This is a genomic window from Leifsonia sp. KNZ13-11D, from assembly GCF_056754895.1.
Genome location: NZ_JBPGWU010000001.1, coordinates 3,257,002 through 3,274,353, shown reverse-complemented (window position 1 = coordinate 3,274,353; position 17,352 = coordinate 3,257,002). Strand labels below are relative to the sequence as shown.

The window sequence follows — 17,352 nt, the reverse complement described above, 5'->3', positions numbered from 1 at the left end:
CGGCTCGGGCATGCCGATCAGAATCGGAGCATGTCGGTCACCGATCGTGCGTCGAGCGCCCTTGCGCAGCGGATGGACCGCGCTCGCGGCGTCCTGGCGGCGCCCGCCCGCACCGCCCGGACCGCGGTCGTCCTCGGCCGCCTCCTCGCCGCGGCCTTCCTCGTCTGCTTCCTCACCGGGGTCTACAGCCACCTGCTGCAGGAGCCGCTTCCCGGGATGCGATTCCCCACCTGGCCGGGCATCTACGCCGTCACACAGGGCCTGCACGTCGCCGTCGGCATCGCGATCCTCCCGCTCCTGCTCGGCAAGCTGTGGACCGTCTTCCCGCGGCTGCTCCTCTGGCCGCCGGTCGGCTCGCCGCTGCAGCTCGTGGAGCGCGCCTCCGTCGGCCTGCTGGTGTCCAGCGCGCTGCTGGAGCCGGCGATCGGCTTGGTCAACACCTACCAGTGGTACCCGTGGCCGTTCCCGTTCCGGCAGACGCACTACGCGCTCGCCTGGGTGATCGTCGGCTCCATCGCGCTTCATGTGGCGGTGAAGCTGCCGACCATCGTGCGGTACTGGCGCCGCCGCAGCACTGCCGACGACCGGGGCGTGGCCGATGAATGACGGACCGGGGATCAGCCGCCGTGCGCTGCTCGGCACCATCACCGCCGCCGGGGTGGCCGCCGTCGGCCTCACCGCCGGCCAGTCGTTCGGCTGGCTGGCTCCGCTCAACGCCTTCGCGCCCCGGGTGCAGGGCCAGGGCCCCCAGCGGGTGCCGGTGAACACGACAGCAGCGTCGGCGGGAGTCGTGGAGGCCGCACAGTCCGCCGAGTGGAGGCTCACGATCCGCAACGGCGACCGTGCGGAGACCCTCGACCGCGCGCGCCTGCGCGCGCTGCCGCAGGCACGGTCGACGCTGCCGATCGCCTGTGTGGAGGGCTGGAGCACCACCGCGGAGTGGGGCGGGGTGCGGATGCGCGACCTGCTCGCCCTGGTCGGCGCGCATCCCGGATCCACCGTCCTGGTGACCAGTCTCCAGCCGCGGGGCGCGTACCGCAGGACGACGATGGGACCGGAATTCGCGGAGGACCCGGCCACCCTCGTGGCGCTGACGCTCAACGGGCAGACCCTCGACCTGGACCACGGGTACCCGGCGCGCGTGATCGCGCCCGGCCGTCCGGGCGTGCTGCAGACCAAGTGGTTGAGTTCGATCGAGGTGGTGCCGGCATGATGCGGGCGCGCGTCGCCATCGCGGCCGCGGGCGTCGCCCTGATCGGGGTGGGTGGCGTCTTCCTGCTGCTGGATCTCCGCCCGGCCCAGATCGCCGGGGTGATCGGCTGGCTGGCGGCGGCCGTCGTCCTGCACGACGCGGTGCTGGTGCCCGCCGTGACGGCGATCGACCTGTCGCTGCGGCGTACGGCGCGCCGGCTGCCTCCCGCGGTCGTCGCCGTCGTGGAGGCCGGTTTCGCCGTCGGTGCCCTGCTCACGGCCATGGTCGTCCCCGAACTCGTCGCGCAGGCGCGGGGGCCGCGCAACCCCACAGTGCTGCCGGGTGACTACGGGAGCCGGCTGGCCGTCCTCTGGATCGCGATCGCGATCGTCGTCGTCCTGACCAGCGCTGTGATCGTGTGGCGCGCGCGGAGGGCGGCCCGTCGGCCGTCGTGACGGCGGCACGACCCGCGCGGTCAGCGGGTCGCGAGCACGAAACTGCGCCCGGCCAGCTCGAGCGTTGCAGCGTCCATCCCCAGCTCGCGCACGATGCGAGTGGCCGTCCGGTCGCCCACCTCCGCCCACGGGAACCATGCGCTGCGGGCGCCCGCGGGATGCACGAGCTGCGCCGCGAAGCACGCGTCCCGCTCGGGGTCGGCGTGGGTCTCCACGATCATCCGCCCGCCCGGCCGGAGCAGCTCCGAGCCGCGCGCCAGCAGGGCCGCCGGGTCGCCGCCGATCCCCACGTTGCCGTCGAACAGTGCGACGGCGCCCCAGGTGCCCTCCGCGGGGAGCGGGTCGAACACGGAACGCCGCAGCACCGGGAGGCCCAGCGAGCGCGCATGCCGCACGGCGGCGGGCGAGATGTCGACGCCCAGCGCGAGCCTCCCGGCCTCGATGGCGGCGCGCACCATCCGTGCGGGACCGCAGCCGACATCGAGCACCGGACCGGTGGTGAGCGCGAGCACGCTGCGCTCCGCAGCGGTCGCCGTCGCCAGGTAGGCGGACACGTCGAGGGCCGTCGCATCGTCGCGGGCGTTCCCGTCGTCGCCAATGACGGAGAGCACGCCGCCGCCCGCCCGGAGGGCGAGCTCGTACGGCTCGGCACCGCCGCGACCGAACTCGGCCGCCCTCTCGTATCCGAGGAGGGCGGCGGTCGCCCGGCCCGCAGACGGGCTCACGCGGGCACCCGCGCCGGCCGGAGGGTCGCGAGCGTGCGGGCCAGCGCCGGCGCCCGGCGAGCCGCGAGCGGCAGATCCGCTGCGGTGTCGATGTCGGTGAGCGGGGGCAGCAGCCGGACCCGCAGTCCGGCGGCGCTCAGCCGCTCGAGCTGGTGGGAGCCGGTGGAGCCGGTCGACATCGGCACACCCCGCACCAGGTCGCCGTCGGGCCGGCGCAGCGCGAGCGCCCAGAAGCCGCCATCCGTCGCCGGGCCGAACCACGCATCCACCGCCGGGTCGTCCGAGAAGACGTCGGCGACCATGGTCGGGTCGAAATGCGGAGTGTCCATGCCGAGCAGCAGCAGCGACTCGTCGACGGCGTCGAAGAGCGCGGCGATCCGCTCGTCCAGCCCGCCGCCGGCCTGCGGGAACAGCTCCCAGCCGCCGGCCGCGGCCGGTGCCACTGCGCCGTCGAAGTAGAGGATGTGGCGCGTCGCGGGCAGCCCGCCCGCGACACGGAGCGTGTCGGCGAGCGCTGCGGCGGCGATCTCCGCCGCCTCCTCCGCGCTGAATCCGGGTTGGAGGCGCGTCTTCACCCGGCCGGGAAGGCACTCCTTGGCGATCACAGCGACGGCGGTCACCGGGCCGCCTCCGCCAGCCGGCGGCGGGTGTCGCGCACGGCCGTGAGATAGCCGCGCAGCGAACCGGTCACCTTGGATCTGCCGACGCGGGGCCGGTAGGCCACATCCACCTGCGTCACCCGCCAGCCGGCCTGGTGGGCCCGCAGCACCAGCTCGACCGGGTACCCGCTGCGCCGGTCGTTCACGCCGAGTTCGAGCAACGGCAGCCGGCGCGCGGCGCGCACGGGCCCCAGGTCGTGGAGGGGGAGGCCTGTGCGTGAGCGCACCATCCTCGCGAGCACGACGTTGGCCGCTCGCGCGGGCAGCGGCCACGCCGCCCGGACGGTGGGCCGTCTTCGGCCGACGACCAGATCCGACATCCCGTCGCCCAGGGGCTCGACGAGCGCGTCGAACGCCGCGGGGTCGATCGTGCCGTCGGCATCGCACACGATCACTGCGTCGGAGGTCGCGGCGGCCAGGCCGGCGTGGACGGCCGCGCCGTACCCGCGGCGGGGCTCGGTCACGACACGGGCGCCGGCCCGCCGGGCCACCGCGGCGCTGGCGTCGGTCGACCCGTTGTCGACCACGATCGCGCGATAACGCGGGGGCAGAGCGGCGAGCAGCGCAGGCAGCGCCTCCGCCTCGTTCAGGCAGGGGAGCACGACATCGATCCGTTCGGTCACGGTTCGACGGTATGCAGCAGCACCGGCGGCCCACCCGCGCAGAATCTTACGAAACGCGGACGGTCGTCGCCGCCGGCCCCGCCAGGCGGGCGCCGTTCGGCGGGTCGACCTATGCTGAGCGCATGACCGCGCCGCCCGCCGCATCGCCGCCCCTGCGCGAGCCGCGCGACCTGCGCGACCGGCGGGTGCTGGTGGTGGAGGACGACCCGACGGTGCGCGAGGTGGCCAGCGGCTACCTCCGATCCGCAGGCCTCATCGTCGACGAGGCCGTCGACGGTTTCGGGGCGCTCGCGCTCGCCGAACGCACCCCGCCCGACCTCGTGGTGCTCGACAGGATGCTGCCCGGCATCGACGGCCTCGAGGTGGCCCGGCGGTTGCGCAGCCGCCGCACCGTGCCGATCATCATGCTCACCGCGCTCGGTTCCACGGACGACCGCATCGAGGGTCTGGAGGCGGGCGCCGACGACTACCTGGCGAAGCCGTTCTCGCCGCGCGAGCTGGTGCTTCGCGCCCAGTCCATCCTGCGCCGGAGTGTGGGCGAGCTCGCCCCCGAGGCGCCCTTCCGCCTGGGCGCGTTCGCCATCGACCCCTCCAACCGCACCGTCTCGAAGGCCGATCGGGAACTGGTCCTCACCGCGCGCGAGTTCGACCTGCTCGCCTTCTTCCTCAAGCATCCGAACCAGGTCTTCAGCCGGGAGCAACTGCTCAAGGAGGTCTGGCGCTGGGACTTCGGCGACCTCTCCACGGTGACCGTGCACGTTCGCCGGCTGCGCGAGAAGATCGAGGACGACGCCACGAAACCTGTTCACCTGACCACCGTCTGGGCGGTGGGCTACCGGATGAGCGTCTGAAGGAGGACCGCATGCTCGCCCTCGGGGACCTCGCCGCGATCGTCGGCACCAGCCTGCTCGCCGCGGCGGCGATCTCCGCCATCGCGGTGGTCGTGCTGCACCTGCTGCGCCGGGCGTCCATCCTGCTCCGGCTCGGCGTGGTCGTGGTGGCGGCCGTCGCCTCGATCGTGGGAGGCACGGTGGCCATCGCCCGGGCGATGTACATCTCGCCGCACGACTTCGCCGTGCTCGCGTGGGTCATCGGGGTGGCCGCCGTCGTCAGCGTCGGGGTCGCGGCAGTGCTCGGGATCGGCCTGGTGCGCACCAGCCGCACCCTCCTCGACGCCGCGCGCGCGGTCGGCGACGGGCGGATCGTCTCCGCGGAGCCGCAGGACAGCAGCGAGTTCAGCGCTCTCTCGCGGGAGCTCGCCGATGTCTCCCGCCGTCTCGCGGAGTCTCGCGAGGAGGTGCGGATGCTCGACGAGTCGCGCCGCGAGCTCGTCGCGTGGATCTCGCACGATCTGCGCACCCCGCTCGCCGCCATGCAGGCCATGGCCGAGGCGCTCGAGGACGGCATCGCCGCCGACCCGCAGCGGTACTACCGGCAGCTGCGCAGCCAGTGCGACACGCTCAGCCACATGGTCGACGACCTGTTCGAGCTGTCCAAGATCCAGTCCGGGGCGCTGCGCCTGGAGTTCGGGCCGCTCTCGATGTACGACCTCGTCAGCGATGCCGTGGCCGACCTGGCACCGCTCGCGGCCACCCGCTCCGTCACCCTTAACGAGTCGCAGGACGGCGACCTGACCGTCTGGGGCGACGCACGGGAACTCTCCCGCGTGATCCACAACCTGCTGGTGAACGCCATCGAGCATTCGCCGGCCGGGGCGGCCATCCACGTGTCGGTCCGCGAGGCGGCCGGCTCTTCTGTCGTGCTCAGCGTCGTGGACGAGGGCGGCGGCATCCCGGAGGAGCACCTGGGCTCGGTGTTCGACGCCGGCTGGCGGGGCAGCGCCGCACGATCTCCGCGGTCCGGGGTGGTCTCCGGAGGAGCGGGGCTGGGCCTGGCCATCGTGCACGGCATCGTCAGCGCGCACGACGGGGACGTCTCGGTGCGCAACACGGGAGCGGGATGCCGATTCGACGTGCAGCTCCCGCGCTTCCGGCCGGCGGTCGCCGCAGGCTGATTCCCTACGCGGAGGCCCGCACTCTGTCGTAATGCCTGCGCGCCTTCATGCGGTTGCCGCACCCCGACATCGAGCACCACCGTGCCGTCGCGTTGCGGGAGCGGTCGAGCAGGTAGCGGCTGCACTCGTGGTTGGCGCACCGCCGGAGCCGGCCGGGTGCCGTGCGGGCCAGCGCGTCCCAGGCGAGGATCGCCCGGACAGTGGCGTACCGTTCCGCCGGCGCGGACAGCCGCCAGTCGATTCCGTCGGCGCCCGTCGCCGGCTCGAGGCGCGCGCCGGCGAGGTGCGTCGCCAGTGCCTCCGGGCCGGTGCGTCCGTCGACGACGCCCTGGAGGATGTCCCGCGCCGCGCGCAGCCCGCCGACGTCGGTCGCGGGATCGAGACCGTGTTCCCGCAGCCAGGTTCGGGCGTCGTCCGGGCGGGCGAGGAGGTCCGTGCGCTGCCCGCCCACGGTCGGGGTGGTGTTGAGCAGGTCGAGGATCAGCTGTTCGTCGGCGGGCGCGTGCGGGTCATGCGCTGCTGCGTGCACGTCTAACCTCCATCCCTGGTTTGACAGGTTACACCAGGATGTGGTCTTCTAACATCCGTAGCGGCCGACGGAGGTTAGAGTGCGGTCGCGTAGAGGAGACACGTTCCATGCGCATCACGTTCATCGGCGGCCCCACGGCCCTTCTGGAGCTCGGCGGGCTCAGCCTGATCATCGATCCGGCGTTCGGCGAACCGGGGGAGTACCCCAGCGGGAGCCGCACCCTGAGCAAGACCTCGTCGCCGGCCGTCGCACTGGACGAGCTGCCGCGGATCGACGCGGTGCTGCTGTCGCACGACCAGCACGTCGACAACCTCGACGCGCGGGGCCGCGACCTGCTGCCGCGCACCGGGGCCGTGCTCACGACCCCGGCGGCCGCCGAACGGCTCGGTGGGAACGCGGTCGGAATGGCGCCGTGGCGGCACCACGAGCTGGACCGGCCGGACGGCGGCTCGCTGCGGGTCGTCGCGGTCCCCGCACAGCACGGTCCCGACGGGACGGAGAATGTCACCGGGCCGGTGACCGGTTTCCTGCTCAGCGGGACGGGCCTGCCGACGGTGTACATCGGCGGCGACAACGCTTCCCTCCGTGTCGTCGACGACGTCGTCCGGCACGCGACCGCACCCATCGATGTCGCAGTACTGAACGCGGGCGGCGCACGGACCGCCCTCATGGACGCGTACCTCACCTTCACGAGCCGGCAGGCGGCGGAGGCGGCCGCCCTCACCGGAGCACCCCGCGTCGCCGTCCTCCACACCGAAGGCTGGGGTCACTTCACCACCGATCAGGCCTCTGTGCGCGCCGCCTTCGATGCGGCGGGGATCGCCGGACGGCTGATCGACCTGGAGCCGGGAGCAGCCGTCCAGGCCTGGCCGTGAGCGTGGCGGACGTAGACCTCGTCGAGGAACCGCTGCTCCGGTCGTACGCTGAGCATGCATTCGCCTCGGCGGCCTCCGCCATCCGCTCACTCGTCGTCTGAAAGGACTGGACATGCGTTTCCTCCGACTCGGCGCGCCCGGAGCAGAGATCCCCGCCGTCAGCGACGGATCCACGACCTGGGACCTCCGGCCGCTCGCCACGGACATCGACGGCGCGTTCCTCGCCGCGGACGGCCTTGCCAGGGCCGAGGCGGCGGCGGTCGCCGGCGAGCTGCCCGAACTGGAGGCCGCCGGTTTGCGTGTCGGCGCGCCGATCGCCCGGCCGCAGGCGGTGATCTGCATCGGGATGAACTACGCGGCACACGCCCGCGAGTCCGGCTCCGAGCCGCCGAACGACATCGTGGTCTTCTACAAGCACCCGAACACCGTCGTCGGGCCCTACGACGACATCCTCCTCCCGCCGGGGTCGACGACCACCGACTGGGAGGTGGAGCTGGCCGCGGTGATCGGGACCCGTGCCCGCTACCTCGAGTCGCCTGAGCAGGCGCTGGCGCACGTCGCCGGATTCGTCGTCGCGAACGACGTCTCCGAGCGGGAGTACCAGCTCCAGCGCTCGCTGGGGCAGTGGAGCAAAGGCAAGAGCTTCGAGACCTTCAACCCGCTCGGCCCCTGGCTCGTGCCTGCAGCGGAGGTCGGTGACGGTTCCGGTCTCGGCATCCGTTCGCGCGTGAACGGCGAGCTCCGGCAGGAGTCGACCACCAGCGACCTGGTCTTCGGAGTCGCCGAGATCGTCTACCGTCTGAGCCGGTTCATGGTGCTGGAGCCGGGCGACCTCATCAACACGGGGGCGCCGGAAGGCGTCGGCCTGTCCGGCCGGTTCCCGTACCTCGGCGCCGGAGACGTCGTCGAGGTCGAGATCGACGGGCTCGGCCAGCAGCGCTCGACCATCCGTCCCGCCCCTTGACCCGGGCCCGCGGGCCGGAGAGGAGACATCCATGGCACACTTCGACGGACTCGTCGCCGCCGTCACCGGCGGGGCGAGCGGACTCGGCCGGGCGATCGCGGACGAACTCGCCGCGAACGGCGCCCGCGTCTTCGCGCTCGACCTGAACCCGGATGCCGTGGAGGCGCCGCACACCGGGATCCGCTGCGACATCGGCGACGACGCCGGCGTCCGCGCCGCGATCGGCGCGGTCGTCGCGCAGGCGGGGCGCCTCGACGTCGTCATCGCGAACGCCGGCATCGGCGCCCAGGGCGACATCGAGGCGAACGACGACGACGAGTGGATGCGCGTGCTCAACGTGAACGTCATCGGCTCGGCCCGGACCGTCCGGCACGCCCTGCCGTATCTGCGCGAGTCGCCTTCGCCCGCGATCGTGCTGACGAGCTCCATCGCGGCCTGGGCCGGTCTGCCCCAACGGGTGCTCTACTCGGCGTCCAAGGGCGCCATCTCGGCGATGACCCTCGCGATCGCGGCCGACTGCCTGCCGCTCGGGATCCGTGTCAATGCCGTCGCTCCGGGGACGGCCGACACGCCGTGGGTGGGTCGTCTGCTGGATTCGGCCGCCGACCCTGCCGCCGAGCGCGCCGCTCTTGAGGCGCGGCAGCCGAGCGGACGGCTCGTCCGGCCGCAGGAGGTCGCCGAGGCCGTCGCGTACCTGGCGTCGCCGACCTCCGGCTCCACGAACGGCGTCATCCTGCCGGTCGACGGCGGGATGTACTCGCTGCGGCCGCGCCGCTGAACCGGCCCGGCGCGGGAAGCGCGACCTAGGATGTGCCCATGACCATCCACTCCGACGAGCACTTCCTGCCCGCGCGCCGGGCGCTGGCGGACGACGTCTACGACGCCGTGCTCGGGTTGCTGATGGACCAGGTGATCGAACCGGGCAGCCGCGCCAGCATCGACGGCATCGCCCGCCGTCTGAACGTGTCGCCGACGCCTGTGCGCGAGGCGCTGGCCCGCCTCGAGTCGGAGGGGCTGGTGGTGAAGAAGGCGCTCAAGGGGTACACCGCCGCACCGCTGCTGGATGAGGACGGGTTGCGCCAGCTGTTCGAGATGCGGCGGCTGCTGGAGCCGTACGCCGCCCACCGGGCGGCACGGGAGCTGGACGGTGAGACGCTCGAGCGGCTCGACGAGCTGTGCGAGGGGATGTGGCGCAGCGGCCAGGCGTCGCAGTCCGGGGAGGACCGGTTCGAGGACTACAAGGAGTTCGCCGGGCAGGACGCCGAGTTCCACCGGCTGATCGCCGAGCATGCGGGGAACGTGCTTCTCGGGGACGCGATCGGACGGCTGCGGGCGCACACCCATCAGTACCGGATCTACTTCCGCCATGGCGTCGTCGACGCCACGTCGGAGGAGCACGCGGCCGTCCTCGCGGCCCTCCGATCCCGCGACGCCGACCGCGCCGAGCGGGCGATGCGCGATCACATCGACCGCTCGTACGACCGCATCTCGGCGAGCCTCTCGGGCGACGCCGGCTGACCGGGTGCTCGGACGCGCGCCCTCGGCTTGACGGCGCTTGCCCTATATCCAATAGGATATGGGAAAAGTCAGAGGAGACCCGCGTGAGCACCATCACCGCATTCGAGACGCTGGATGTGCGATTCGAGACGTCCGCCATGCTGGACGGCTCCGACGCCATGAATCCCGATCCCGACTACTCCGCGGCCTATCTCCGGCTGATCACCGATGCAGGCGACGGCCACGAGGGGCATGCGTTCGTCTTCACGATCGGCCGGGGCAACGACGTCCAGGTCGCCGCCATCGAGGCGGTCGCTCAGCGCTTCGTCGGGCGGGAGGTGGAGGCCGTCCTCGCCGACCTGGGCGGTCTGTGGCGCGAGCTCGTCCACGACTCGCAGCTCCGCTGGCTGGGGCCGGAGAAGGGCGTCATGCACATGGCGATCGGCGCGGTCGTCAACGCCTTCTGGGATCTCGCCGCGAAGCGTGCGGGGCTCCCGCTGTGGCAGCTCCTCGCGCGGATGACGCCCGAGGAGCTCGTCGCGCTGGTCGACTTCCGCTACCTCACCGACGCCCTCACTCCGGAGGAGGCGCTCGCCCTGCTGCGCACCGCCGAGCCGGGCCGCGCCGCCCGCGAGGCCGAGCTCCTCGTCGCCGGCTACCCCGCCTACACGACGACCCCGGGCTGGCTCGGCTACTCGGACGACAAGCTCCGGCGCCTGGCCCGCGAAGCGGTCGACGACGGTTTCACGCAGATCAAGCTCAAGGTGGGCGACCGCCTCGAGGACGATCTGCGGAGGCTCGCCATCGCCCGCGACGAGGTCGGAGCGGAGGTGCGGATCGCCGTGGACGCGAACCAGCGCTGGGACCGCGACCAGGCGATCGACTGGATCCGCGCGCTGGAGCCGTTCGACCTCGCCTGGGTGGAGGAGCCGACCAGCCCCGACGATGTGCTCGCGCACGCCGCCATCGCCCGTGCGGTCGCGCCCATCCCGATCGCCACCGGCGAGCACGGCATGAGCCGGGTGCTCTTCAAGCAGCTGCTTCAGGCGGGCGCCGCCTCCATCGTCCAGATCGACGCGACGCGGGTCGCCGGCGTGAACGAGAACGTCGCCATCCTGCTGCTCGCCGCGAAGTTCGGTGTGCCGGTGTGCCCGCACGCGGGAGGCGTCGGGCTCTGCGAGGCGGTCCAGCACTTCGCGCTGTTCGATTTCGTCGCCGTCTCGGGAACGATGGAGGGGCGGATGATCGAGTACACGACGCACCTGCACGAGCACTTCACGGCACCGGTGGTGGTGGAGGGCGGACGCTATCGTGCGCCCCTCACGCCCGGCAACGGCATGGAGATGCTGGCGGAGTCCCTCAGGGACCACCGGATGTCGTTCGAACCGGTCGCGTGAAGCACCGCCCGATGTCACCCGACTCACCCACTTCACCCACTTCACCCACTTCACCCCTCCGCCGCGAGCCGAAGGCCGCAGCGGACCAGCGACTATGAGAGCGTGGATGCCATGCGTGTAGCCATCATCGGAGCGACCGGACATGTCGGCAGCTACCTCGTGCCCCGCCTCGTGCGGGCCGGTCACGAGGTGGTCGCCATCACCCGCGGGCCGAGCGCCCCCTATCATCCGGATCCGGCGTGGGACGCGGTGGAGCGCATCCACCTCGACCGCGACGCCGGCGACGCGGACGGCACGTTCGCCGGACGCGTCGCCGATCTCGGCGTGGACGCCGTCATCGACATGGTGTGCTTCACCCCCGACTCGGCCCGCCGGCTGGTGGAGGCGCTCCGCGGCCGGGTGAAGCTGCTGCTCAGCTGCGGGACCATCTGGATCCACGGTCCGGCGACCGCCGTCCCCACCGCCGAGGAGGAGGACCGCGAGCCGTTCGGCGAGTACGGCGTGAACAAGGACGCGATCGAGAAGCTGCTCCTCGAGGAGGCGGGGACCCCGGGCGGCCTGCCGGTCGCGGTCCTGCATCCCGGCCACATCACCGGCCCGGGCTGGAACATGATCGGACCGGCCGGCAATCTCGACCTCGACGTGTACCGCCGGCTCGCCGCGGGCGACGAGGTCGTGCTGCCGAACTTCGGCCTGGAGACCGTGCACCACGTGCACGCCGACGACGTCGCCCAGGGCTTCCAGCTCGCCCTGGAGAACCCGGAGGCCGCCGTCGGTCACGGCTTCCACCTGGTGTCCGATCGTGCGATCACCCTGCGCGGCTTCGCCACGGCGGTCGCCGGCTGGTTCGGTCAGGAGCCGCGGCTGCGCTTCGAGCCCTACGCCCGGTTCGCGGAGCTCACCGACGCGCAGCACGCGCGGACGACGTGGGAGCACATCGCGCGCAGCCCCTCCAGCAGCATCGAGAAGGCGCGGCGCCTGCTCGGCTACGAGCCCCGCTACACCAGCCTCGCCGCCGTGGCGGAGGCGCTGCAGTGGCTGATCGACGACGGCCAGGTGGAGGCCGGACCGTTGCGGATCAGCGGGTGACGAACGGCTGATCGACGCGGCGCTCGCCTCATCTGCGAAGGCCTGGTCCGCTAGCCGACGAGCGCGTCGCCGAGCGCGACGGCCCGGCGACGCCTCCGACCCCTCGGGTCAGGCGGCCGCTTCCTCGCGGGACTCGGCGAGGCCCTGCGCCAGCGGTGTGGTCGGGCGGCCGATCAGGTCCGACAGGGTGCTTCGCGCATCCGCCAGTTCGCCGTCGCGGATGTTGCCGTCCAGCGCCACGACGAACCCGGCTGTGCCCTCGTCGAGGCCGGCCGCCGTGAGGATGGCGGTGTGCTCCTCGGGCGAGACCGAGCGGTAGACGACCTCGCGGCCGAGGAGTCCGCCGATGGTGGAGGCCAGCTCGTCGAAGGTCCAGGCGGTGTCGCCGCTCAACTCGTACACGGCGCCCTCGTGGCCGGGCGTCGAGAGCACGACGGCCGCGGCCTCGGCATAGTCCTTGCGCGACGCGCTCGCCACACGCCCGTCTCCGGCGCTTCCGACGAGCTCACCGGTCGCGGCGGCCTGGCCGATGAGACCGGTGTAGTTCTCGGTGTACCAGTTGTTGCGGAGGACGGTCACCGGCAGCGGCGAGGCGGCCAGCAGCTCCTCGGTCGCCTTGTGCTCGGGCGCGAGCACGAGGGCACCCTCGGTGGCGTGCGGCGCGCTGGTGTAGACGAGCCGTCCTACGCCGGCGGCCTCCGCCGCCTCGATGGCGTTGCGGTGCTGCGCCACGCGCTTGCCCACCTCCGAGCCGGAGACGAGCAGCACCGACTCCGCGCCGGCGAACGCGGTGGTGAGCGTCTCGGGCTTCTCGAAGTCGATGACGGCGGTCTCGACGCCGAGAGCGGCCAGCGGCGCGAGGCGCTCGGCCGAGCGGCCGGCGGCCCGGATGTCGGAGGCGGGCACGCCGCGCTCGAGGAGGGAGTCGACGGTGAGGCGGCCGAGGTGGCCGGTTGCGCCGGTGACGACGATGGTCATGAGGGGTTCCTTTCGGTCGGACATCGAGGGGAACCGACCCGCTGCTGCATTACTTCCCTACGGCGGGTACCCACTTTTTGGTAAGTTACTGACGTGGACACCAGTCTCGCGTCACTCAACGGCTTCGGCTTCACCGACGGCGTGCTGCCCTCGGCCTGCCCGACCCGGATCGTGCTCAACCATGTGACGAGCACCTGGGGCGTCCTCGTTCTGGTCGCCCTCTCGCAGAGCGGGCTGCGCTGGGGCGAACTACGCCGCACCGTCCAGGGCATCAGCGAGAAGATGCTGGCCCAGACGCTCCGGACGCTGGAGGCCGACGGCTTCGTCCTCCGCACGGCTCAGCCGACCATCCCGCCCCGGGTGGACTACAGCCTCACCGATCGCGGACGCGACCTGACCGAGCACCTGCTGCCCCTCATGTCGTGGATCGCCGCCAACGCCGACGACATCGTGGCCGGAGACGCCCGATCGGGATCCGCGGCCGCTCGCCCATAGCCACACCCCGGCGCCGCCCCCTACAGTCGCACCGTGGATCTGCAGCTGAGTGGCAAGACCGCCGTCGTCACCGGTGCGAGCCGGGGGATCGGCCTGGCAACCGTCCGGGCCCTGCTGGCGGAGGGTGCGGACGTCGTCGCCATCGCGCACGGGCCGACCGCGGACACCGAAGCCCTCAGCGGCGAGCCCGGCTTCCGCTTCGTCCCCGCGGACCTGACCGACCCCGCCGCGATCGAGCGGCTGGGCGATCGGGTGGGCGACCGGGTGGATGCGCTGGTCAACAACGTGGGCTCGGCGCCTCCGCGCCCCGGCGGCTTCCCGTCGATCGCCGACCACGACTGGCTGGCGAGCTACGAGCTGAACACTCTTGCCGCCGTCCGGGTCACGCGTGCGCTCCTCGACCTCATCCCGGAAGGCGGGGCGATCGTGAACATGGCCAGCGAGAACGCGATGCTGTCCGACCCGCTGGTGATGGACTACAGCGCCGCCAAGGCCGCGGTCCTGAGCTTCTCGAAGTCGCTGTCGAAGGAGCTCGGTCCGCGCGGCATCCGGGTCAACTCCGTCAGTCCCGGACCTGTCGCGACCGCCCTGTGGCTCGGAACGGGCGGCGTCGCCCAGACGGTCTCCGCTGCGGGCGGCGGCACGCCGGAGGAGGTTCGGCACGGCGCCGAGCTGGCGATGGTCACCGGCCGGTTCACCACCCCGGAGGAGGTCGCGGCGCTGATCACGATGCTCGCCAGCCCGGTGCTCGGGAACATGACGGGGTCGGATGTCGTGATCGACGGTGGGATGCGGCACACGATGTGAGGTCCCCGCGGCCGCGGTCGCCCGGCTATCCTCGACGCATGACCGCCCGGATCGCGAACGTCACGTTCCACGCCGAGAACCCCACCGAGCTGGCCCGGTTCTGGAGTGCGGTGATGGGCTATCCGGAACCGGCGGGCTGGGACCCGGAGGACGTGGCGGAGCTCAAGGCCTCCGGGATGACGGACGAGGAGATCGCGGACCGCGCCGAAGCCTGGGACGGCGATCCGGCCCACCAGCGGTTCTACTTCAGCCGGTACCGGCGCGAGCGCCGGCAGCGCAACCGCGTGCACCTCGACATCACGCCGTTCGACGACCGGCGCGCGACCCGCGAGGAGCTGGAGGCCGAGCGCGAGCGTCTCATCGGCCTGGGGGCCAGCGAGGAGAAGACGCTCCTCGGCTCCTGGGGTCCGTATGAGGAGTTCGTAATCATGATGCGCGACCCCGAGGGCAACGAATTCTGCCTCCAGTGACGATGAAGGCGGTGGCGCGTGACCTCTGAACCGTCGGCGGTGGCCGAGGACGCGCGCGTCGGCGCGGACGGCACCGTGATGATGCACCCGCACCGCACCTTCCAGGGTGTGCTCCGGGCGGGAGCGCTGGCCTCCGTTCTGCTCGTCGCGGGCGTGATCGCCGCTCTCGTCTGGGCGAACATCGGCGGGTACGAGGAGTTCTGGCGCCAGCGGGTCGGGATCAGCGTCGGCTCCTGGTCGCTGAGCTACGAGCTGCGCACGTGGGTCAACAGCGGGCTGATGACGCTGTTCTTCCTCGCCGTCGGCTTGGAGGCGCGGCGCGAGTTCGACCTGGGCGACCTCCGCGAGCGCAAGCGGCTCATCCTGCCGATCACCGTCGGGCTGGTGGGGATGGCCCTGCCGGTCGCGATCTTCCTGGTCGTCAACCGCGGCCTCTCGTCGGCGGGCGCCTGGGGCGTGACCATGTCGACGGACACGGCGCTCGCGCTCGGCATCCTCACCCTCCTGGCGCGGCGGGCGCCGAAGCGCACCCGGACGTTCCTGCTGACCGCGTTCGTCGTCGACGACGTCGTCGCGCTCATCGTGATCGCCGTGCTCTACAGCGGCCCGATCTCGCTGCCCGCCGTCATGGCGGCGGTGGTGGCGTTCGTCCTCCTGCTGGCTGCGCGCCGCCTCAACCGCACCCTCGGCCGCAATCTCGCGGTGGTGCTGGGTGTGCTGACCTGGTTCTTCCTGCTGCTCAGCGGCATCGACCCGGTGGTCTCGGGGCTCGCGATCGGCCTCTCGACCAGCGCCTACGTGCCCGTCCGCGCCGACCTGGAGCGGGCGACCGGCCTCTTCCGCGACTACCGGGAGAGCCCGAGCGCCGAGCTGGCGCGCTCCGCCGTGGCGGGAGTGGCGGACTCCCTCTCCGAGAACGAGCGCATCCTGTACCGGCTGAGCCCGTGGACCAGCTACGTCGTCGTCCCGATCTTCGCCCTGGCCAACGCCGGCGTCGCCGTCACACCGGAACTGCTCGGCCGTGCATTCACCAGTCCGATCACGATCGGCATCGTCATCGGCTACGTGGTCGGCAAGCCCATCTCGGTCGTCGGCAGTTCGTGGCTGCTCAGCCGGATGACGCGGGGCCGCATCCACCCGCAGGTCGGCTGGTTGTCCGTGCTCGGCAGCGGTACGGCCGCCGGGGTCGGGTTCACCGTCTCGCTGCTCATCGCCAGCATCGCCCTCGCCGGTCCGCAGCTCGGCGAAGCGAAGATCGGAATCTTCCTCTCCGTGATCGGCTCGGCCGCCCTCACCTGGCTGGTCTTCTTCTGCGTGCGGTTCATCCCCGCCAACCGGCGGACGACGGCCCTCAACGGCCGGCCGGATCCCACCCTCGACCTGCTCGCGCCGCCCGATCCGGAACTGGACCATGTGCGCGGTGCGTCCGAGCCGTCGGTCACGGTGGTGGAGTACGGCGACTTCGAGTGCGGATTCTGCAAGCGCGGCGAGCCCACCGTGCGCGAGCTGATGGAACGGCACCCGGACGTCGCGGTCGTCTGGAGGCACCTGCCGCTCACGGATGTGCACCCCAATGCCCTGCGGGCCGCGGAGGCGGCGGAGGCGGCCGGAGCGCAGGGCGCCTTCTGGCCGATGCACGACATGCTGCTCGACCACCAGGACCGTCTGGGTGCCAACGACCTGGAGGAGTACGCACGGCAGATCGGGATCGACGTGGAGCGGTTCCGCGACGACCTCCGCGCCCACGCCTACGCGGACCGCGTGCGCGCGGACATCCGTTCGGCGGACGAGAGCGGTGCGGCAGGCACGCCCACCTATTTCATCAACGGTCAACGGCACGAAGGCGACGTGGATATCGACTCGCTCAGCAAGGCGATCAACGGGGCGCGGGCGGCGCGACGCGATGGCTGACGACAGCGCGGCCGGGCTCGCCGCGGGCTACGCCGAGCTCGCCTCCCGCGACCCGGCGCTTCAAGCGCTCATCGAACGGTTCGGCCGGCCCGACCCGTTCCGGTTCCCGGACGGCGGACGCACCACGGGCGACGACTTCGCCGGGCTGGTGCTGCACATCCTGGGCCAGCAGATCTCGACGAACGTCGCCCTCATCATCTACGACCGTCTCGCCGAGCTGCTCGGCGGCCGGCCCACTCCGGCGGGCATCCTCGGGCTCGGCCTCGACGAGATCCGGGCGGTCGGCGCCTCCCACGCGAAGGCGCTCTACCTCCAAGCACTCGCGCAGACCGTGTCGGCCGGTGAACTCGACCTGGAGGCGTTGCGCGGTGTCGGCGACGCGGAGGCGGTGGCGGCCCTGACGCGCGTCAAGGGCATCGGACCGTGGAGCGCGGAGATGTACCTCATCCACCAGCTGCGCCGATGGGATGTGATCCCCGCGGGCGATCTCGCCATCCGGGTGGCGGTACGCCGGCTCGACCGGCTCGAGGCCACACCCAGCATCGCCTGGGTGCGGCAGCGGGGAGTGCCGTGGGCGCCGTACCGGACGCTGGCGGCGGCGCTGCTGTGGCGGTCGCTCGGCGCCGAGGAGGGCCCTCCCAGCCCGCTCCCCTCCGGTTCATAGGGAACTCC

General features: G+C 72.3%; 21 protein-coding genes. 16 read left to right on the top strand and 5 right to left on the bottom strand.

Going from position 1 to position 17,352, the window contains the following annotated elements:
• Window positions 1–30 precede the first annotated feature (30 nt).
• Genes ACR9Y5_RS16050 through ACR9Y5_RS16040 form a run of 3 tightly spaced genes read left to right on the top strand, consistent with a single transcriptional unit; the run spans window position 31 to window position 1,647 of the window.
• Window positions 31–606, top strand: coding sequence for a hypothetical protein (locus ACR9Y5_RS16050; protein ID WP_481298882.1), 576 nt, complete (start codon window positions 31–33; stop codon window positions 604–606).
• The gene (locus tag ACR9Y5_RS16045) at window positions 599–1,213 is read left to right on the top strand and encodes a molybdopterin-dependent oxidoreductase (RefSeq protein ID WP_481298881.1); all 615 of its coding nucleotides are present in this window, start codon (window positions 599–601) and stop codon (window positions 1,211–1,213) included. The genes ACR9Y5_RS16050 and ACR9Y5_RS16045 overlap by 8 nt, the downstream gene beginning before the upstream one ends.
• A complete protein-coding gene (locus ACR9Y5_RS16040; protein WP_481298880.1) occupies window positions 1,210–1,647 on the top strand; it encodes a hypothetical protein in 438 nt (145 codons plus the stop codon). The genes ACR9Y5_RS16045 and ACR9Y5_RS16040 overlap by 4 nt, the downstream gene beginning before the upstream one ends.
• A 20-nt stretch (window positions 1,648–1,667) precedes the next feature.
• Here the strand turns inward: ACR9Y5_RS16040 and ACR9Y5_RS16035 are convergent, their stop codons facing one another.
• From ACR9Y5_RS16035 to ACR9Y5_RS16025, 3 genes are read right to left on the bottom strand one after another with little or no spacing between them, the layout of a single operon-like run.
• Window positions 1,668–2,372 (bottom strand): class I SAM-dependent methyltransferase, encoded by a 705-nt coding sequence (locus ACR9Y5_RS16035; RefSeq protein ID WP_481298879.1) that lies wholly within the window; start codon window positions 2,370–2,372, stop codon window positions 1,668–1,670.
• Window positions 2,369–2,992: a TIGR04282 family arsenosugar biosynthesis glycosyltransferase gene (locus tag ACR9Y5_RS16030; protein WP_481298878.1), complete on the bottom strand. Its 624-nt coding sequence runs from the start codon at window positions 2,990–2,992 to the stop codon at window positions 2,369–2,371. Before ACR9Y5_RS16030 ends, ACR9Y5_RS16035 begins: the two co-directional genes overlap by 4 nt.
• The gene (locus ACR9Y5_RS16025) at window positions 2,989–3,654 is read right to left on the bottom strand and encodes a glycosyltransferase family 2 protein (protein ID WP_481298877.1); all 666 of its coding nucleotides are present in this window, start codon (window positions 3,652–3,654) and stop codon (window positions 2,989–2,991) included. The genes ACR9Y5_RS16030 and ACR9Y5_RS16025 overlap by 4 nt, the downstream gene beginning before the upstream one ends.
• Window positions 3,655–3,776: 122 nt before the next feature.
• On the opposite strand from ACR9Y5_RS16025, the gene ACR9Y5_RS16020 reads away from it, so the two are divergent.
• The gene (locus ACR9Y5_RS16020) at window positions 3,777–4,505 is read left to right on the top strand and encodes a response regulator transcription factor (RefSeq protein ID WP_481298876.1); all 729 of its coding nucleotides are present in this window, start codon (window positions 3,777–3,779) and stop codon (window positions 4,503–4,505) included.
• Window positions 4,506–4,516: 11 nt separating this feature from the next.
• Window positions 4,517–5,668, top strand: a complete 1,152-nt coding sequence (locus ACR9Y5_RS16015; RefSeq protein WP_481298875.1) for a sensor histidine kinase — start codon at window positions 4,517–4,519, stop codon at window positions 5,666–5,668.
• A gap of 4 nt (window positions 5,669–5,672) precedes the next feature.
• On the opposite strand, the gene ACR9Y5_RS16010 is transcribed toward ACR9Y5_RS16015, so the two are convergent.
• Complete coding sequence (locus tag ACR9Y5_RS16010) at window positions 5,673–6,197, bottom strand: CGNR zinc finger domain-containing protein (RefSeq protein WP_481298874.1); 525 nt, start codon at window positions 6,195–6,197, stop codon at window positions 5,673–5,675.
• Between the two features lie 107 nt (window positions 6,198–6,304).
• Between ACR9Y5_RS16010 and ACR9Y5_RS16005 the strand changes: the two genes are divergently transcribed.
• The 6 genes from ACR9Y5_RS16005 to ACR9Y5_RS15980 all read left to right on the top strand — a co-directional run bounded on the left by ACR9Y5_RS16005 (window position 6,305) and on the right by ACR9Y5_RS15980 (window position 12,019).
• The gene (locus ACR9Y5_RS16005) at window positions 6,305–7,072 is read left to right on the top strand and encodes an MBL fold metallo-hydrolase (RefSeq protein WP_481298873.1); all 768 of its coding nucleotides are present in this window, start codon (window positions 6,305–6,307) and stop codon (window positions 7,070–7,072) included.
• Window positions 7,073–7,184: 112 nt separating this feature from the next.
• Entirely contained in the window at window positions 7,185–8,036 is an 852-nt protein-coding gene (locus tag ACR9Y5_RS16000; protein WP_481298872.1) for a fumarylacetoacetate hydrolase family protein, read from the top strand.
• Window positions 8,037–8,067: 31 nt separating this feature from the next.
• Window positions 8,068–8,814, top strand: coding sequence for an SDR family NAD(P)-dependent oxidoreductase (locus ACR9Y5_RS15995; protein ID WP_481298871.1), 747 nt, complete (start codon window positions 8,068–8,070; stop codon window positions 8,812–8,814).
• A 38-nt stretch (window positions 8,815–8,852) separates the two neighbouring features.
• Window positions 8,853–9,554: a GntR family transcriptional regulator gene (locus ACR9Y5_RS15990; protein WP_481298870.1), complete on the top strand. Its 702-nt coding sequence runs from the start codon at window positions 8,853–8,855 to the stop codon at window positions 9,552–9,554.
• A gap of 83 nt (window positions 9,555–9,637) precedes the next feature.
• On the top strand, window positions 9,638–10,930 hold the full coding sequence (locus ACR9Y5_RS15985; protein ID WP_481298869.1) for an enolase C-terminal domain-like protein: 1,293 nt from the start codon (window positions 9,638–9,640) through the stop codon (window positions 10,928–10,930).
• Window positions 10,931–11,041: 111 nt separating this feature from the next.
• The gene (locus ACR9Y5_RS15980) at window positions 11,042–12,019 is read left to right on the top strand and encodes an NAD-dependent epimerase/dehydratase family protein (protein WP_481298868.1); all 978 of its coding nucleotides are present in this window, start codon (window positions 11,042–11,044) and stop codon (window positions 12,017–12,019) included.
• 108 nt (window positions 12,020–12,127) lie between these two features.
• Here the strand turns inward: ACR9Y5_RS15980 and ACR9Y5_RS15975 are convergent, their stop codons facing one another.
• On the bottom strand, window positions 12,128–12,997 hold the full coding sequence (locus ACR9Y5_RS15975; protein ID WP_481298867.1) for an SDR family oxidoreductase: 870 nt from the start codon (window positions 12,995–12,997) through the stop codon (window positions 12,128–12,130).
• A 93-nt stretch (window positions 12,998–13,090) separates the two neighbouring features.
• Here ACR9Y5_RS15975 and ACR9Y5_RS15970 point away from each other — a divergent pair, with 93 nt between their 5' ends.
• Genes ACR9Y5_RS15970 through ACR9Y5_RS15950 form a run of 5 tightly spaced genes read left to right on the top strand, consistent with a single transcriptional unit; the run spans window position 13,091 to window position 17,344 of the window.
• Window positions 13,091–13,492 carry a winged helix-turn-helix transcriptional regulator gene (locus ACR9Y5_RS15970; RefSeq protein ID WP_481298866.1) on the top strand — a complete coding sequence of 134 codons (402 nt, stop codon included), beginning with the start codon at window positions 13,091–13,093 and terminating at the stop codon, window positions 13,490–13,492.
• A 33-nt stretch (window positions 13,493–13,525) separates the two neighbouring features.
• Window positions 13,526–14,299 (top strand): SDR family NAD(P)-dependent oxidoreductase, encoded by a 774-nt coding sequence (locus ACR9Y5_RS15965; RefSeq protein ID WP_481298865.1) that lies wholly within the window; start codon window positions 13,526–13,528, stop codon window positions 14,297–14,299.
• Between the two features lie 38 nt (window positions 14,300–14,337).
• The gene (locus tag ACR9Y5_RS15960; RefSeq protein WP_481298864.1) at window positions 14,338–14,769 is read left to right on the top strand and encodes a VOC family protein; all 432 of its coding nucleotides are present in this window, start codon (window positions 14,338–14,340) and stop codon (window positions 14,767–14,769) included.
• 18 nt (window positions 14,770–14,787) lie between these two features.
• Window positions 14,788–16,680: a Na+/H+ antiporter NhaA gene (locus tag ACR9Y5_RS15955; RefSeq protein WP_481298863.1), complete on the top strand. Its 1,893-nt coding sequence runs from the start codon at window positions 14,788–14,790 to the stop codon at window positions 16,678–16,680.
• Entirely contained in the window at window positions 16,673–17,344 is a 672-nt protein-coding gene (locus ACR9Y5_RS15950; RefSeq protein ID WP_481298862.1) for a DNA-3-methyladenine glycosylase family protein, read from the top strand. The genes ACR9Y5_RS15955 and ACR9Y5_RS15950 overlap by 8 nt, the downstream gene beginning before the upstream one ends.
• Window positions 17,345–17,352: the final 8 nt, after the last annotated feature.